The 16,192-nt window shown below is 44.8% G+C and carries 16 protein-coding genes; 7 read left to right on the top strand and 9 right to left on the bottom strand.

Annotation, left to right across the window (positions count from 1 at the left end; genetic code table 11):
• Positions 1-40: 40 nt before the first annotated feature.
• A complete protein-coding gene (locus DQX04_RS01305; RefSeq protein ID WP_111913995.1) occupies positions 41-2,956 on the bottom strand; it encodes a ligand-binding sensor domain-containing diguanylate cyclase in 2,916 nt (971 codons plus the stop codon).
• 111 nt (positions 2,957-3,067) lie between these two features.
• Positions 3,068-4,642: a PAS domain-containing methyl-accepting chemotaxis protein gene (locus tag DQX04_RS01300; RefSeq protein WP_111913994.1), complete on the bottom strand. Its 1,575-nt coding sequence runs from the start codon at positions 4,640-4,642 to the stop codon at positions 3,068-3,070.
• 188 nt (positions 4,643-4,830) lie between these two features.
• On the opposite strand from DQX04_RS01300, the gene DQX04_RS01295 reads away from it, so the two are divergent.
• On the top strand, positions 4,831-5,655 hold the full coding sequence (locus DQX04_RS01295) for a TlpA disulfide reductase family protein (RefSeq protein ID WP_111913993.1): 825 nt from the start codon (positions 4,831-4,833) through the stop codon (positions 5,653-5,655).
• Here DQX04_RS01295 and DQX04_RS01290 read toward each other — a convergent pair.
• From DQX04_RS01290 to DQX04_RS01275, 4 genes are all read right to left on the bottom strand, one after another.
• Complete coding sequence (locus DQX04_RS01290; protein ID WP_111913992.1) at positions 5,636-6,805, bottom strand: VWA domain-containing protein; 1,170 nt, start codon at positions 6,803-6,805, stop codon at positions 5,636-5,638. The two genes, DQX04_RS01295 and DQX04_RS01290, sit on opposite strands and share 20 nt — an antisense overlap.
• Positions 6,806-7,690: a MoxR family ATPase gene (locus DQX04_RS01285; RefSeq protein WP_111913991.1), complete on the bottom strand. Its 885-nt coding sequence runs from the start codon at positions 7,688-7,690 to the stop codon at positions 6,806-6,808.
• 102 nt (positions 7,691-7,792) lie between these two features.
• The gene (locus DQX04_RS01280; RefSeq protein ID WP_111913990.1) at positions 7,793-7,990 is read right to left on the bottom strand and encodes a DUF3185 family protein; all 198 of its coding nucleotides are present in this window, start codon (positions 7,988-7,990) and stop codon (positions 7,793-7,795) included.
• Positions 7,991-8,062: 72 nt separating this feature from the next.
• Positions 8,063-9,961, bottom strand: a complete 1,899-nt coding sequence (locus DQX04_RS01275) for a PAS domain-containing protein (RefSeq protein WP_111913989.1) — start codon at positions 9,959-9,961, stop codon at positions 8,063-8,065.
• Positions 9,962-10,069: 108 nt separating this feature from the next.
• Between DQX04_RS01275 and DQX04_RS01270 the strand changes: the two genes are divergently transcribed.
• A complete protein-coding gene (locus tag DQX04_RS01270) occupies positions 10,070-10,459 on the top strand; it encodes a sel1 repeat family protein (protein WP_111913988.1) in 390 nt (129 codons plus the stop codon).
• Here DQX04_RS01270 and DQX04_RS01265 read toward each other — a convergent pair.
• A complete protein-coding gene (locus tag DQX04_RS01265; protein ID WP_111913987.1) occupies positions 10,435-11,499 on the bottom strand; it encodes an alpha/beta hydrolase in 1,065 nt (354 codons plus the stop codon). The genes DQX04_RS01270 and DQX04_RS01265 overlap by 25 nt on opposite strands.
• 30 nt (positions 11,500-11,529) lie before the next feature.
• The gene (locus tag DQX04_RS01260; RefSeq protein WP_111913986.1) at positions 11,530-11,856 is read right to left on the bottom strand and encodes a DUF3392 family protein; all 327 of its coding nucleotides are present in this window, start codon (positions 11,854-11,856) and stop codon (positions 11,530-11,532) included.
• A gap of 128 nt (positions 11,857-11,984) precedes the next feature.
• On the opposite strand from DQX04_RS01260, the gene xthA reads away from it, so the two are divergent.
• Positions 11,985-12,794 carry an exodeoxyribonuclease III gene (gene xthA / locus DQX04_RS01255; RefSeq protein ID WP_111913985.1) on the top strand — a complete coding sequence of 270 codons (810 nt, stop codon included), beginning with the start codon at positions 11,985-11,987 and terminating at the stop codon, positions 12,792-12,794.
• 50 nt (positions 12,795-12,844) lie between these two features.
• Here xthA and yfbV read toward each other — a convergent pair whose 3' ends face one another.
• Positions 12,845-13,270 (bottom strand): terminus macrodomain insulation protein YfbV, encoded by a 426-nt coding sequence (yfbV, locus tag DQX04_RS01250; protein WP_111913984.1) that lies wholly within the window; start codon positions 13,268-13,270, stop codon positions 12,845-12,847.
• A 240-nt stretch (positions 13,271-13,510) separates the two neighbouring features.
• On the opposite strand from yfbV, the gene DQX04_RS01245 reads away from it, so the two are divergent.
• The 4 genes from DQX04_RS01245 to DQX04_RS01230 are packed head-to-tail and all read left to right on the top strand — an operon-like array spanning position 13,511 to position 16,189.
• On the top strand, positions 13,511-14,050 hold the full coding sequence (locus tag DQX04_RS01245) for a hypothetical protein (protein WP_111913983.1): 540 nt from the start codon (positions 13,511-13,513) through the stop codon (positions 14,048-14,050).
• 10 nt (positions 14,051-14,060) lie between these two features.
• The gene (locus tag DQX04_RS01240; RefSeq protein ID WP_207801069.1) at positions 14,061-14,405 is read left to right on the top strand and encodes an arsenate reductase; all 345 of its coding nucleotides are present in this window, start codon (positions 14,061-14,063) and stop codon (positions 14,403-14,405) included.
• Positions 14,402-15,544: a succinyl-diaminopimelate desuccinylase gene (dapE, locus tag DQX04_RS01235; RefSeq protein WP_111913982.1), complete on the top strand. Its 1,143-nt coding sequence runs from the start codon at positions 14,402-14,404 to the stop codon at positions 15,542-15,544. Before DQX04_RS01240 ends, dapE begins: the two co-directional genes overlap by 4 nt.
• The gene (locus DQX04_RS01230; RefSeq protein ID WP_111913981.1) at positions 15,545-16,189 is read left to right on the top strand and encodes a M15 family metallopeptidase; all 645 of its coding nucleotides are present in this window, start codon (positions 15,545-15,547) and stop codon (positions 16,187-16,189) included. It abuts the gene before it with no gap.
• Positions 16,190-16,192 lie beyond the last annotated feature (3 nt).

The raw sequence follows: 16,192 nt of genomic DNA, 5'->3' as shown, positions 1-16,192 counted from the left end.
AATAATTGAATTAGAATTGAATTTTCTAGCCTAAATTGGATTACTTACGAAAGCAAACCTTGTTTCTACCTGTTTGTTTTGCTTCATAAAGTGCCGCGTCCGCAAGCGACAGTAGCTTTTCACCACTATCCGCTTTATTCGACGCAGCTAATCCGATACTGACCGTCATTTTTATTTGCGGGGCGATTTCACTACAATCTGTATTTTGAATTGTCTTACGCAATCGTTCACATACCGCAATCGCATCGTCGATAGGAGTGTCTGGGAATAGAATAACAAACTCCTCCCCGCCCCAACGCGATACCACATCGATTTCGCGCCCAAAGTCACGTAGAACCCTGGCCAACAGCACCAACGCCTTGTCACCAATTTCGTGGGAATGTTGATCATTAATGTTTTTAAAGTGATCGACATCCAGTATCGCCAAACTTAAACAGCGATCATAACGTTGAGCACGATTAAATTCGGTCTTTAACATTCTATCTAACGCCCTACGATTGGGTAGTCCCGTTAGAATGTCTTCCATAGCCAAGCGTTCGAGTTCTTGAGTTTTTTCTTTCACCTGCTCTTTGAGTTGCATTTCAGAACGGCTTAATTCGCTCAAGCGCCAGCGATAGACGAGTAACATTAATACAATGACGGCGGCCCCTAATCCCGCCCAGAATACGCGCATCTCCCAAATAGACGGTTGCAGCGTAAAGTGCACTGAAGTTTCACTCCAATCCTGTTCACTGTTCGGGTAATTCGCCTGCACTTTAAACTCGTAGTCGCCAGGCGCTAGGTTGGTGTATTCTGACGAGACTTGTGTTCCCCGCTCAACCCAATCGTCGTCAAAGCCGACAAGCTTAGTGCGATACTGAATCCGCTGGGGCATAATGTAACCTAACCCGGCAAATTCAAATGCAATCCGCTGTGTGGAAGGCGAAAATACAAGCTCTTCGAACCAGTTGACCGATGCACCGTCTACGATTACGTTCTCAATAACAACTGGCGGTTTAATTTCATCAAAAACACCTATGTCTGATGGATAAACCGATGCCACCCCTTTTGAGGTCGCGAAAAGCAGACGGCCACTGCGCTCCACTATTGCTGAAGGCCCTGAACCACCATTAGCTTGGGCGCTAGACATACCGTCGCTTTCACCGAATATTTCGATGGTAAGAACAATTGAGTCTCCGTCAGCAACGGCGCTAGCCTCTTCATAAGGAAAGCGAACAATACCCCGGTTTGAGCTCAACCAAAGGTGTTGTTCCTGATCTTCTATAACTTCGAAATATTTGTCGAATGGTAAACCATCGTCTTTTGTTACGTCAGACACTGACATGTCCGAGAGATTAACGCGAACTAGCCCCCGATCGGTGGTTAACCACATTTCATTGGAAGCTTCTCGTTCATATATACCAAATACATACTCTGCATCACTCCCATCGGGGAAATCCAGATACGACAACTCATAGCTTCCATCTACTTGCCGCGTTAATAGAGTTACACCATGCCCAGTGCCAACCCATATTGTCCCGTCTCGAGCTTCATGCACAGACATTATGAAATTATCGGTTAAGCCTTCATACTCGGTGAAGCTATGCGAAACTCCATCCTCAATTTGCACTAAACCTAACGCAGTACCAAACCAAACACCTTGATTTTCGGTAGTTTCGATGCTGCGAATATCCATATCCGGCAAACCTTGCTCTTGAGTGTATTGGGTAAGCTCGCCGTTATAGTAGTGAAACACTCCATTGCTCACCGTCCCCATCCAGACACCACCATTAGCATCTTCAGCAACGCTCAAGAAAGATTCGTTAGCAAGCTCTGGTGCATCAAAACAAGGCTGAACCTCATCACCATATAAACAGCTCATGCCTCTACTGGTTGCAATGTATACACGACCATCTTTACTTTCTGCTAATCCCCGAACGAAATCGTCACTTAACCCATCGACGCTCTCAAAACTTCTAAAGGGGGCTGAACGCAAGCGCACTAAACCACCATTGGTGCCCACCCAGATACTATTTTCCCGGTCTTCAAATAAAGACACTATGCTGTTGTTAGGTAGACCGCTTTCAATAGTGTAGTGTCTGAACTCGCCATCTAATACTCTAAAAACACCCCGATCTTGACTACCAAGCCAAAGGGCACCATTTTCTGCCACTAAAATTTTAGATATGGTAACGCCTTGTGTACCCGCTAAAGGGCCAGACAAACTGCCGCGAGTCCATGTATACAGTCCCTGCTCTGTTCCGATTAACAGCCGGTCATCTTCCGTATAGGTAAAGTCGCGAATATCTAACTCCGCAAGAGCTTCAGTGCCATGTAAAGTCCCCCAACTCGTAGTCTCGTCGGGAACTTCCATTCTAGAAGGACTCAGCACCCATAGTCCTTCTGCGGTTCCAGCCACAATACCTAAGTTTGGAATGTCTTTAACTTGAAAAGCTGTCGCATAAGGACCGGAGAATTGATTAAACGAAATAATTTCTTGGTTCTCAACGCGATAAACGCCATTGCCTTGGGTTGCAACCCAGAGAACACCGTGCCGATCTTCTTCTATAGAGGTGACTAGTGCTTCAGGTTGAGGTAAGTCAGACCATTTATTTTGGAAGTATTGGTGTAAGGCGCCCCTTGCGCCACCAACCACCAAATGACCATCGTCTCTTACGGCTAATGCATGAATTCCAGCGTCTGCAAATCCAGTTTCCTCGTTTCGCTCAAAAACTTGGAAACTGCGACCATTATATCGAGAAACACCTTCCCACGTTGCAAGCCAAATATAGCCGTCTTCAGTTTGCGCAATCGAGTTTATAGTATTGTGAGGCAAGCCATCGCGCGTCGTCCAAGTTTCAGTGAAGTATTCGTTAGTGTGAGATCTAGGAATGTCTTCATGCGCGTGAACACTAATACTGAACAAGTATAATGACGCCCATGCAACACACTTAAACTTACTTAGGGAATACTTCATTCAACAACTCCCATTCCTCTCGCTTCACACACTATCAAACCGTTTTCACATCAGAACAAACTCTGAATTCAGAACCATAGCGAAATTGAGCCCTTGCGCATAGTGTTTCGATTATTTTTTGTCTAGCGCAAACCTATTAATTAACGCGTAGAGGTATTCCGTTGTGTCTTCTAAATTCACACTTACTTCATAAGTCTCGTTTGAGTTTTGTTGTGCCCTACCGGCTCCATCAGCAATATCTGTAATCTGCTGGTTAATGTGCTCCGCAACATTACTTTGCTCTTCAACCGCAGAGGACATCTGAATCGTAGAGTCCGTAATGGCACTTACTGCAGCCTTAATTTCTTGTAACGCCCGTTCAGTCGCTTGTACTTTTGCTACGCCTGCTTCGGCTGCCTTTTCACCTTCCGAAGACACGCGAACTGCGTTCTGGGCGCGCTCTCGAAGTTGGTCGATAATGCCATGAATGCGATCTGTAGACTCTTGTGTTTTTGCCGCCAGAGAGCGAACCTCATCAGCCACAACACTGAAACCACGGCCATGTTCACCCGCTCTAGCCGCTTCTATCGCGGCATTCAGCGCCAACAAGTTGGTTTGATCAGCAATACTCGCAATAATATCGGCAGCTTCCCCGATGGAATTTGTCGACTGAGCAAGTTCGTCTACGGTCGTCACGATAGAGCGAACCGAGTCGCTCAATGTGTTTATGGCAACCATGGCTTCGCCAGCCAGTTCAGAGCTTTGATCAACATTAGTTGAAGCTTCTTCGGCCTGCTTCGCATTGCCTTCTACGCTGTCTGCCACTTCTTGTATGGACGTGGTCATTTCATTAATTGCAGACGCTGTTTGCTGTGTCGCTTGGTTCTGTTGATCCACTAGTTGGCTGCTCAGTTCAGCTTGTTTACGTGTAGCAGCAACAACGTCGTGTAACCCTGCCGCCGCGTCCTGAATTCGAGTAAACCCTGTTCTTGCTCGGGCTTCTTCACTACGAAGTACCATTTCTAATTCAGCACGAGCGCCAGAGTGATTTGAATAGGTTTCTGCAATTACCGAATTAGCAAACGCATGTGGGCGAATCGCTCGAATATCTTTCATAGCTTTGTTGTGCATCGCCAATTGCATAAACATACCTATAATACTCGCTACTGCCGAGAGGCTTCCCCACAGCCACTGCTGAGCAAGTAACAATCCTAAGGTAATTAGAATCGGAGCAGTCCATACCGGAGCAAGCGTTCTTACTCCCTCTGTTAACCTTTGTAACCACGTATGCGGCGACTTACCCTCATTCAAACGACGATAGAGGCCCATTGCCCGCTCTTTTTGAGCATTTTCAGGCGCTACACGTACCGACTCGTAACCTACCAACTGCCCACGTTCATACATAGGTGTTACATACGCACTCACCCAGTAGTGATCACCGTTTTTGCGGCGGTTTTTAACTAACCCCATCCAAGGTTTGCCCGCACGAATAGTGTCCCACATGTCAGCAAATGCAGCTTTTGGCATGTCCGGGTGGCGTATAAGGTTATGCGGTGCTCCCATCAATTCATCTGCATCATAACCACTTACCTCTCTAAAACGCTCATTAAAGTAGGTGATTTTGCCGCGAGTATCCGTCGACGATATGAGTCTGTCATCCGGCGATAACTTATATTCTTTTTGGGTAATGGGGTTATTAATACGCACAACGAGTCCTTCTTGCTTATGCTTATCTACATAGTTTTTTGTACAATATAAACTAAATTCAGCTTACTCTCATCATAGGTTTATCGACCGATATTGATTGGAATCAAGAAAAGTTTAGAAATATGTGGTTTTATCCAACTTCATGGTAACGTTATAAGCTGATGTTTTAGGTTGTTAGGACGAGAATTGTGTCAGTTTCAATAGGGCCATTTGGCTTTTCCATTTCCCATCTTATTTTCTTTATTTCAGTCGCCTGCACGTTTTTGGTGGGTTATCTTCTAACGAGAAAAAACAAAAAGCCGCTTAGCGACTACATTTTCAGAGTTATAGCAGTAACCTTAATAGCCGCCCGCGTCGGTTACGTCATTCAGTATTGGCAGCAATACCAAAACGAATGGTGGCAAATTCTAAACGTCCGAGACGGAGGCTTTAATCTCATAGCGGGCTTTTCCTTCGGCATACTTATGCTTGCTTGGGAAAGCTGGAAGCATAAAGAACGGAGTAAACAATTATTAGTCTCTTGCGTATTGGGCGCAACATGCTTTTTCACCTCTCATTTTGTATATCAGAGTTGGTATTTTAATCCGCCCGATATGCCAGCAATGACGCTGCAAAGCTATGCTGGCGATTCGGTATTACTTACTGAACAATATCTAGGAAACCCAACAGTGTTTAATTTATGGGCTTCTTGGTGTGGACCATGTGTGAAGGAAATGCCGATACTAGAAGATGCTCAAAACCGGCAGCAAGACGTTGCTATTGTTATCGTGAATCAGGGTGAAAATCGAGAAGCCATTCAACAATTCTTAAATGAACAAAATCTCCAGTTCACCCACAACCTACTCGACGTCAGAAGTCAGTTTTCAACCCAATTGGACACTTATGTCCTACCCACCACGCTATTTTTTAATTCTGAGGGAGCATTGGTGGACAGTCACATTGGAGAACTATCCCCAGCAAGGTTGGAGCAGGGAATGCGACGGGCGCGTGAAGTTAACTCAGCGCCCGAATAGCGTCTTGTAAACCATGAACGGTCATTGGAAACATACGTTTGTCTACTAATTGCGACATCATTTGAATCGACGGGTACCACTGCCAGTGCTCTATTGGTTGTGGATTAAGCCAAGCGACCTTTTGAAAGTGTTGGCATAACCGCTCCATCCACAATGCACCAGGCTCTTCATTCCAATGTTCAACAGAACCTCCAGGGTAAGATATTTCATAAGGGCCCATAGTGGCGTCACCGACAAAAATAAGCTTATAGTCTGAGCCAAACTTTTGTAGCAGCTCTGCCGTAGGTATTTGACCTTGATAGCGCCGCTTATTTTCTTTCCATACGCCCTCATATACGCAATTATGGAAGTAATAAAATTCTAGGTGCTTAAACTCTGTTCGTGCTGCGCTAAATAATTGTTCGCATTCGTATATGTAGTCGTCCATTGACCCACCTACGTCAAACAAAATAAGTACTTTTACCGCATTATGTCGCTCTGCCTGCCATTTAAGATCAAGTAGCCCAGCCTTTTGCGACGTTGCCTTTACGGTTCCGTCTAAGTCTAACTCGTTTGCAGCTCCTGTTCTGGCAAAGCGCCTAAGCGCTCGAAGGGCAATCTGAATACTTCTGTTGTTCAGTACCTGATCATCATCGAGGTCTTGGAATTCTCTTTTGTCCCAAACTTTCACCGCTCGGCGCGCATTACTGCCTTCTTGGCCGATGCGTATACCCTCTGGGTTATAACCATAAGCCCCAAACGGAGAGGTGCCGCCTGTACCTATCCATTTATTACCGCCAGCATGTCGTTCTTGTTGTTCCTGAAGTCGTTCTTTAAATTTATCGATTAATGACTGTAAATCGCCTAAACCTTTCAGTGCCTTCTTGTCTTCTTCCGATAACTGCCTCTGTAAACTAGGTATTAACCATTCATCAGGAATAGCTGAAGCAATATCTATTTGTTCCACGCCATCAAAGTACTCTGCAAAAGCACGATCAAAGCGGTCATATTTCGACTCGTCCTTAACCAACAATGTGCGCGCTAAAGAGTAGAATTGCTCTATATTCGCAAAAACAATTTTTTGCTCTAAAGCACCAAGCAAGTCCAGTAACTCGGTTATTGAAACTGGCACACCATGCTTTCTAAGCGTAAAGAAAAACTGAATGAGCATTTAATAATCTCTGCGTTTTGCCATAAACGCGAGCTTCTCGACCATCTCCACGTCTTGCTCGTTTTTTAGCAATGCACCAAACAGTGGCATTAACCCACCCTTTTCTCTGTGTTTTTGCAGTTGCTCAGGAGATATTTCCTCTGCTAGCAACAATCTAATCCAATCTAATAGCTCAGACGTCGATGGCTTTTTCTTTAATGAAGACATTTCGCGCACTGCAAAGAATGTTTGTAACGCTTCAGAAACTAGGCGCTTTTGAATGTCGGGGTAATGCACCTCTACAATACTTCGCAGGGTTTCCTCGTCAGGAAAACGAATGTAATGAAAGAAACAGCGGCGTAAAAAGGCGTCGGGAAGCTCCTTCTCATTGTTTGATGTGATTAAAACAATCGGTCTTTGGTTTGCTGTAATCCGTTCACCCGTCTCGTAAACGTCGAAAGCCATCTTGTCCAACTCATGTAACAAGTCATTAGGGAACTCGATATCTGCTTTGTCTATCTCATCGATTAATAAAATAGGACGTTTTTGCGCGGTAAACGCCTGCCAGAGCTTCCCCGGACGAATGTAATTTTTAATATCGTGAACTTTGTCGTTGCCGAGCTGACTGTCTCTTAGTCGCGACACGGCGTCGTATTCATACAGTCCCTGCTGAGCTTTAGTGGTCGACTTAATATTCCAGCTTAATAGTTCAGCATCTAAGGAAGCTGCTAAAGCTTCTGCAAGCTGTGTTTTCCCCGTTCCAGGTTCACCTTTTAGCAATAAAGGCTTCTCTAACACCACAGCCGCATTTACTGCCAACGCAAGCTCCTCTGAGACAATATAATCTTGCGTGCTTGAAAACGAATGCCTTTGGTTTACACTTCTTGTATCGTTAAATTCAGCCATAAAAAAACGTCTCTCAACACATATTGAAAGACGTCATTCTAACTGATTTCCAAACCAATTTTTGTATAGTTTTCGCGCAGTTTTTCGGCGCATTGTGCGGATTTATTTTTTAAATAAAAGCCCGCCAATACCAATAATCGTTGCAACTGCCCCTGCAATGAGGAACCACATAGCATTGTCGGTAGGCTGGTTTGTCACTAATTCAGACGCTTGTGAAGCTACCGACTGCTTTTCCTGCCAGCCGAACCACAACAGAATTACACCAGCGACTAATATGGCCAAAGATACAATTTTGTTCATGCTTTACCCCTAATCGTTTTGAATTTGATCATTATTATTTTCTCCCTAAGCATAGGAGAAAGTTATCATTTCTCAAGTTTTATCAAAGGTTTCAACCACATTTCTAATTTCATTTAAGGTGAAAGGCTTCGTTAACAAATCATTCATACCGGCAGATAAAGCTTGCTCCTTCACACTATCTAACGTATTCGCAGTCAACCCGATAATGAAAGGTTTATCACCGTACTTTTCCCGAATTTTACGCGTGGTTTCTAGTCCATTCAGGCTATGCATATGCCAGTCCATGAATACAATGTGTACATCAATGTGAGACATCACTTCTAAAGCATCGTTTCCGTTTGAAGCGCTGATAAATTCCAACCCTAAACTCTCGAGCATTTCGCCAAGAACGAGCTGGTTCACGTCACTGTCGTCCACAATCAAAGCACGCACGGAAGCTTTTCTCAGCTCACCTGCGCGCTCCACCACTGCTTCTAGTGCGTCTAACTTTGAGGCTTGTGCCGGTATATAGATATGAAACTCTGAGCCTTGTTCCTCAGAGCTCATAAGCTCAACGTGCCCACCAAGAAGCTGAATAAGTTGTTGCACAATTGAAAGTCCAACGCCTGAGCCTCTCGTACCTCCTTCGCTTTCTTTTTCGAAAAGGTGCCAAGCTCGCTCAGTGTCGCGAATGCCAACACCTGTGTCTTTCACTTTTATCTCAAGGTCACCGTCTTCTTGAGTTCTAGGCTTCCACGAAAACGTAACGGTAATCGAACCTTGCGGGGTGTATTTGATACTGTTGTCCACGAGGTTAATGAGAATTTGCAGTAAACGAACTCTGTCTATTTCTAAGTTTTGGGGAACGTTATCGTCAATTTCGCATTTAAACGTTAACGCTTTCTCTTTTAAACTTTCCGAAAATAAGTCTTTAAGGTGTTGGCCAATCTCACGTACATCCTCAGCCGACCGATTAATCTGTAAAAACCCTTTCTCGGCGCGCGTTAGATCGAGTACGTCATTCAATGACTGAAGCAAATAATCGCCACTTTTTCTTATTGTAGAGAGCAATTGCTTCTGCCGAGGATTCCGCACTTCTGTTTCTAACACAGAAGCTAAACCCAAAATACCGTGTAATGGTGTTCGTATTTCATGAGAAACATTGGCCAAAATGTTTCCGCGCATTTCTGCGTGCTCTTGAGCTGCCAATTCAGCTTTCTTGTGAAGGGAAATATCAGTAAGTATTCCGCTCATTTGCGCAGGTTGATTGCTATTGTCTACACGAACAACTTGCCCACGGTCTTCGACATATAAAAGCGTACCGTCTTCTCTCACAATTCTATACACAGCGTTGTAATAAGGAGAGTTACCTAATAAATGTTCCTGCACCAGGGTTTCAACATTTTTTATGTCATGGGGGTGTACCCACTCACGCCACTTTTGGTCTGAAAACTGTTCCTCTTTTACACCCAGTAAAGCTTGGCAATTTTCGTTAAATTTCACAGTCCCCGCTTTGATGTCCCAATCCCAACTAGCTAAGCGAGCACTGGTAATAACACGGGATAAATAGTTACGTTCCGCAGATAAGGATAACTCGAGTTGTTTACGCTCTGTAATATCAATGATGTGACCGGTGAGATATTCAACTTCACCGTTTTCACTTCTTTCCAGAATAGTGGTATCGGCAACCCAAACCACTTCTCCATTGCGTTTAAAAAGGCGGTAATCTTCATGCGTAAATGAACGTATGGACTGGTTCTCAATCGCGGATTCCACTTCACCTATTACGCGCTTTAAGTCCTCGGGGTGAACTAAGTCTTCGAATTTAATCTCTCCTCGTTCAAGCTCCGCTTTGCTATAACCCAACAGTTTGACTGCATTATCACTACAATAGTTGATTGGCCAATGTTCGGTGTTCTCCCAAATAAACAATGTAATTAGGTCACTGGCCGCAAATAACGCCTCTATATCTTTATCGAGCAACCGAGCCATAAGTAAATTTCCTCAAAAAGCGCAAAGATTGTGTACACTTTTAAATATAAAATACGATACAGTGGGTATAGTTACACAGATAATGATTAAAAACACAGGGATAACTAAGTGAGATCTTGGTCACCTGCAGAACGAGACCGTCTTGCTCAAGCACACTTTGTGCAAGCAAGTCGTGACGCAAAGAATAATAAAATGTTAAGCGCTGCTCGCCATTTTCGGCGCGCTGCACTATTGGGTCACAAACGTGCAATGTATTATCTGGGAATGCAATTTCTGCAAGGCAAAGGCGTACCCAAAAGTGCGTATCATGCGTACTGCTGGCTCACGCTCGCAGATGTTTTTGGCGACACTTCAGCCGCAAAAAGTTTGAATAAGGCTAGTTTACAACTCACCTCTCGCGAAGAAATACTGGCCAGCCGACTAGCCGCTGACCGTTTTGAGCAAATCTGTGACTTAGAAATTGGCGAAGATTTTCAAGACCAAAGCTTCACACGCTGAGGCATAGCCCCCAGCTCCAACCAATCTGCAAGTTGTTCTGCCATTCTATAGCCAGCGTCTGTTGCGGTTTGCCAATATTTTTGTCGACTCGCGACATCTAAGTCTGCAAAGTCATTCCGGTCTGGAATTTTGCCGTAAGGTAGCGCGTCAATAAAGGCTTGCGTGGGCATTATCGTAATCACGTTAGGCCAATGTTCGCCGGTTGTTCTTCGTTTACTCTTCTTGTCGAACCAGCCTGGAATAATCTCCCGCTGAAAGTGTGGATATAGCGCTAAGCCCTCTTGTTCGGATAAGTCCAAATCGAAGTGATAGTCGGTAACGCCTCCATCCCTATAAACCCCTTTAGGCGCACCCGGAATATTCTTTACACCCGCAAGAACCATCGGAATGGAACCTGTCGCTAGTAATGCTTCTCGGAAGTTTTCCTGTGACAGAGGCACATGACGAGTCGGCAAATCATTCCACTTCGTACCGAGCGGTTTTTTCAATTTAGGGTGGTGAAACACTACGCGCTCAAAATGGTGGCCCAAATACTTGCGCCGAACCGCATTTGCAGCCATGGCTTGCACCAAACCAATCCCCTGCCCAACGCGCGACTCCAATTGATTCAAGCCTTTAGCTCGCGCCACAATCATATGGTGCAAAAATCGTTCTTGCGAGAGAATTTCGCTAACCGCGCTGTCTGGAACATACTCATGCAATAGGTCAATACTCTTGCCTGTAATTTCGGCAATGTCAGGTTTTTCGCTGTATACCGTACCTCGGTATAGCTCACTAAACTTTGCACTTGCCTCTGCTGCGTTCTCGCGACCTAAACTCGCAAAACGCCAAGCGCCTGCAGAAGTTCCCATAAGATTCATGGACGATTTACGTTTATTTAACCAGTCTCCAAAAAGGAAGTTATCTAGTCCTTGTAAAATAAACCATTTTGGACCGCCAGACGCGCCAATCAATAATTTGATGTCCTCTACGTCTAATCCATTATCCTGAATATGTTGATACGCTGTAGGGCCAGCTTTAACGTCAATCCAATCCGTCATCTATCTTTTCCTATAACTATGTTTTACGTGCTACAAAACACGCTTACGCTCGGCAAGTAAACCCAGCGCAATCAATATTCCTAACGTAACCACGCCCAAATAGAGTCCTGAAATGCTTGCTAGTAGGTTTGCAATAACAGGCACCAACCATGTCAGCAATAACCCATAACCAAATGCACAAACTAAGATGAAAATAAGCGTGCGAATAAGAAAATGATAATGAGATATTTGCCGTTTTAGCGCTCGGTTAATGTTGTCACCATATAGCACCAATAGTGTGGCGATAATCATGGTGCTAATTTGAAAAATATAGGGTCTCACAAAACCACTCATGGACAATAATACGTCTTGCCACATGCTTTAAACCTTCACGTTAACAATGCAAAGCAGCAGTATACCTAGATTGGAATCAAATAACAGAAGCTGCACTGTTTTTACCACAGTGGTATGATATTCGTAATCATTCAGCGAAAAACAATAAACCTATGAAATTTATAAGTTTTAATATTAATGGCATCCGCGCTCGACTTCATCAATTACAAGCGCTTATCGACAAACACCAACCCGACGTAATTGGCTTGCAAGAAACTAAAGTACATGACGAACAGTTTCCATTAGCAGACGTTGAAGCCATGGGTTACCACGTTTACTTCCATGGCCAAAAAGGTCACTACGGCGTAGCTTTATTAACCAAGCAAGAAGCTTCAGACGTTACCTATGGGTATCCGACCGACGAAGAAGACGCTCAGCGCCGTATGATTATGGCAACTGTTAAGTCGCCAGACGGTCATTTGATTCGTGTTTTAAACGGTTATTTCCCACAAGGTGAAAGTCGCGACCACCCTACCAAGTTTCCGGCAAAGGAAAAGTTTTATAGTGACTTAATGGGATACCTCAATGCCCATGAAAATGCGGATAGTCATCTCATTGTGATGGGTGATGTGAATATCTCAACTACAGACCAAGACATTGGTATTGGCGAGCCTAACCGCAAGCGCTGGCTTAAAACAGGAAAATGCAGTTTCCTACCGGAAGAAAGAGAATGGATGCAAACACTTCTGGATTGGGGTTTACGAGACACGTGGCGGGAGCAGCACCCTGAAGTAATCGACCAATTTAGCTGGTTCGACTACCGTTCGCGAGGCTTTGACGACAATAGAGGTCTGCGCATTGACGTTGTGTTAGCAACTTCTGTTCTTGCAGATAAGTGCGAAAGCGCAGGCATCGATTATGAACTTCGCGGTATTGAAAAGCCGTCCGATCATGCTCCAATTTGGAGTCAGTTTAGCTTTTAACGGCTCTTTTAACGACTGGTACCACCCTGCATCAAATGCGGGGTGGTTAGTTAAAAGTCGTGCGGGGAAAGCTCCGCCAACGCTTTCCTCAGTACCCACGCCAAATCAATATAACAAGGCCCTTGCCGGTGACTTGGCAAGCGAATGTCTTGCCCACTTTTATTGAGCTTATCTTTTAGTTCGAAGTACCAGGCACGCAGCGGCACTGAAAGCTGTGATTCCGAACGCTTACCTAACCAATAAAAACCATGGCACGGTATCCAAAGTAACAACAAGCTACTCGCTATAATTTGAGGCAAAAATTCCATGCCTAGGTACTGGTATTGAACAAAAGCGTTCACTCCCGCCGCCGCAGGTAACCATCGCCACGCTAACTTTGTCGCTGGTGCTATTCGTGACTCCGGTAAATTACCAACTACCGCATGCCTTGGCCAAAGCTCCATGTAGCGATAGCCACTGCGTAATGTTTTCCACATGAACAACTTTACCTCTTGTTTGTCTACTTATCATTCTCTCAGAAGTAAATAAAAGATCAATCTTTAACCGATAGGACAAATCTCAACCAACACTGATAATCTTTTAAAATCATTAATTTATGACATTTACAGCAACAAACACACAGGGTTATCCACAGAATCAGTGGAAAGCTTTTCACGACTGACAATTCATCTAATATCTGCCAAAATACAAGTTCAATAGAGTGGCGATTTAAGCAAATGGAACAACTCTCGAAACACCCTGATAAATGGCAAAAGAAGATTACACTGTACTCTCCGATTACAGGTAAAAGCTCGCCTGTAACTAATATTAAAAGTTCAGCCTTGAACTTAGGGGCATTTGGCGTGGGAGTTGCCTTACAACCAGGAAATCAGAAAGTCATGCTATTGCCTGGGTGGAGCTGCCACCACCACTCTGCTGACTTACGCGACTGGTTCCTTACCATAAAAGTAGACGGTGCAGTGCTTCGAAGTCATCTTAGGCTTTGGCCTCATGAATTAATCATGCCTTTCGCATCAACGGTTTCCACAAGCCCAAAAATAAACGACAAGCCCCTCTTTACTATTGCGCCCTTGCATTTTCAACCATCACAAAAGTGTATGGTGTCATTTACAATTCCGCAGCATGACAAGCTGAGTTTCCTTCCTCATTTTGGTAATGTAACCGCAGGTGACTCACCCCTTATCGATTTATTCCTTGGCGCCGAGTTTGACGAAGACGTAGGTTATAGCCAAGAAATGCAAAATGAGAACAACTAAGAGCATGAATATGACAACTTTATTTGGAATACCTAACTGCGACACAGTGAAGAAGGCGAAAAAGTGGCTCGAAAGCAACGAAGTTGAATTCACTTTCCATGATTACAGAAAAGAACCTTTGCCAGCGAATACCTTAGAAATGTGGATCGCGGAAGTGGGTCAGGACAAGTTACTCAATACCCGAAGCACTACATGGCGCAACCTTCCCGATGAAGACAAAGCCGATTTGACAGACGTCCGCGTAGTGAAGCTATTACGTGACAACCCAACACTAATTAAGCGCCCTGTACTTGTTCACACCAATGGAATTGAAGTAGGTTTCAAAGACAACCAATACGAAGCGTTATTCGCATGACCGATATCAACCCAACCCTCGAGCTTTGTCGAGAACTTATTCGCCGACCATCGGTTACCCCCGAAGACGAGGGGTGCCAAATACTGATTGGCGAAAGGCTAGCTGCCCTTGGTTTTGAACTTGAAACCATGGTGTTTGAAGACACGACCAATCTTTGGGCGCGCCGTGGTCATTCAGGCCCAGTACTTTGTTTCGCAGGGCACACTGACGTTGTTCCAGCAGGTCCTGAACATGCTTGGAACACACCACCTTTCGAACCTACCGACATAGACGGTTATATATACGGCCGCGGTGCAGCAGACATGAAAGGTAGCCTTGCGGCCATGGTTGTTGCCGTAGAACGCTTTGTGCACAACAATCCAAATCATACCGGTAGTATTGCATTTCTTATTACGAGTGACGAGGAAGGCCCTTTTATCAACGGAACAACCCGAGTCATTGATACTCTAGAGGCCCGCAATGAAAAGATAGACTGGTGTATTGTGGGAGAACCCTCGAGCACTAACTTTTGTGGCGACGTCATAAAGTACGGACGTCGCGGCAGCTTAAGTGGAGCGCTAACAGTGTATGGCGTTCAAGGGCATGTTGCATATCCTCATTTGGCTGAGAATCCTATCCATAGAGTTGCCCCTGCACTTTCCCATCTAGTGAATGAAATTTGGGACAATGGTAATCATGCTTTCCCACCCACAAGTTTTCAAATTTCCGATATTCGCGGAGGAACGGGCGCAACCAATGTCATTCCAGGTGAAGTACATGTGCAATTCAACTTGCGCTTTAGCACCGAAAGCACAGCTGAAACCCTTATGGAGCGAATCGATGCGATTCTTACCCAGCACGAACTTAAGTACTCAATAGACTGGAAGCTAAATGGCCAACCTTTCTTAACGGATCATGGTCAGTTACTAAACGCTTGTAGCTCTGCCATTGAAGAAATTAAAAATACCAAACCGGAACTGAGCACTTCTGGCGGTACTTCTGATGGACGCTTCATCGCCCCCACCGGCGCACAAGTTGTGGAGTTAGGGCCAGTGAATGCCACAATACACAAGGCAAATGAGCGAGTTAGCCATCAAGACCTGATCGATTTAACAAGCTATTACGAACTAATTCTGAATAAACTAATGGGTGAGCAATAAATGACCAACGGTTTGTTGTATGGCTTGATTGAAAACGGGCTCGTTCCAGTAAACGCTACGCAGCGCCTTCAAGAAGAAGCGGCCACTGCATTTACATGCATGCAAAAAGCGGCTGCTGACGACGGTATACAACTAGAAATTGCCAGTGGCTTTCGTGACTTCAACCGCCAACTTATGATTTGGAATCGTAAATTCGAATCCGAATCACTTCATCATTTGACGCCTGACCAGCGCGTAAGAGAAATCATGCGTTGGTCGGCACTCCCAGGCACCAGTCGCCATCATTGGGGTACCGACTGTGACCTATATGATCCAATAGCATTGGGGTCAAACAAGCTCCAATTAGAACCGTGGGAGTATGAAAGTGATGGGCCATTTAATAAGCTTACGAACTGGCTAAACCAACACGCTCGTAGGTTTGGTTTTTATCGCCCCTACCGCAATGACAATGGAGGAGTTGCTCCTGAGCCGTGGCATTGGAGTTATGCACCTCTCGCTAAACAGTTTCTGAAGCAATATAGCGCGGATGAGTTACGTGAAATCATAACTGCGAGTAATCTCCAAGGCAAAGCTGTCGTTCTCCCCCAAATTGAGCGCATTGTGTCGCAGTATGTTCACAGTGTTGACCCAATGGAAAAGGATTAATTA

The sequence above is a fragment of the Aliidiomarina sp. B3213 genome (genome assembly GCF_003290085.1).
Classification (GTDB): Bacteria; Pseudomonadota; Gammaproteobacteria; order Enterobacterales; family Alteromonadaceae; genus Aliidiomarina.
Note: the sequence above shows the minus strand (reverse complement) of the source record. Positions and strands in the feature narration are given on the sequence as shown.

Coding starts and splice junctions, on each gene's coding strand:
- DQX04_RS01265 (WP_111913987.1), bottom strand. CDS start 11,499: ATGACGGATTGGATTGACGTTAAAGCTGGCCCTACAGCGTATCAACAT.
- yfbV (WP_111913984.1), bottom strand. CDS start 13,270: ATGTGGAAAACATTACGCAGTGGCTATCGCTACATGGAGCTTTGGCCA.
- xthA (WP_111913985.1), top strand. CDS start 11,985: ATGAAATTTATAAGTTTTAATATTAATGGCATCCGCGCTCGACTTCAT.
- DQX04_RS01230 (WP_111913981.1), top strand. CDS start 15,545: ATGACCAACGGTTTGTTGTATGGCTTGATTGAAAACGGGCTCGTTCCA.
- DQX04_RS01280 (WP_111913990.1), bottom strand. CDS start 7,990: ATGAACAAAATTGTATCTTTGGCCATATTAGTCGCTGGTGTAATTCTG.
- DQX04_RS01275 (WP_111913989.1), bottom strand. CDS start 9,961: ATGGCTCGGTTGCTCGATAAAGATATAGAGGCGTTATTTGCGGCCAGT.
- DQX04_RS01240 (WP_207801069.1), top strand. CDS start 14,061: ATGACAACTTTATTTGGAATACCTAACTGCGACACAGTGAAGAAGGCG.
- DQX04_RS01290 (WP_111913992.1), bottom strand. CDS start 6,805: ATGCTCATTCAGTTTTTCTTTACGCTTAGAAAGCATGGTGTGCCAGTT.
- dapE (WP_111913982.1), top strand. CDS start 14,402: ATGACCGATATCAACCCAACCCTCGAGCTTTGTCGAGAACTTATTCGC.
- DQX04_RS01260 (WP_111913986.1), bottom strand. CDS start 11,856: ATGTGGCAAGACGTATTATTGTCCATGAGTGGTTTTGTGAGACCCTAT.
- DQX04_RS01285 (WP_111913991.1), bottom strand. CDS start 7,690: ATGGCTGAATTTAACGATACAAGAAGTGTAAACCAAAGGCATTCGTTT.
- DQX04_RS01305 (WP_111913995.1), bottom strand. CDS start 2,956: ATGAAGTATTCCCTAAGTAAGTTTAAGTGTGTTGCATGGGCGTCATTA.
- DQX04_RS01245 (WP_111913983.1), top strand. CDS start 13,511: ATGGAACAACTCTCGAAACACCCTGATAAATGGCAAAAGAAGATTACA.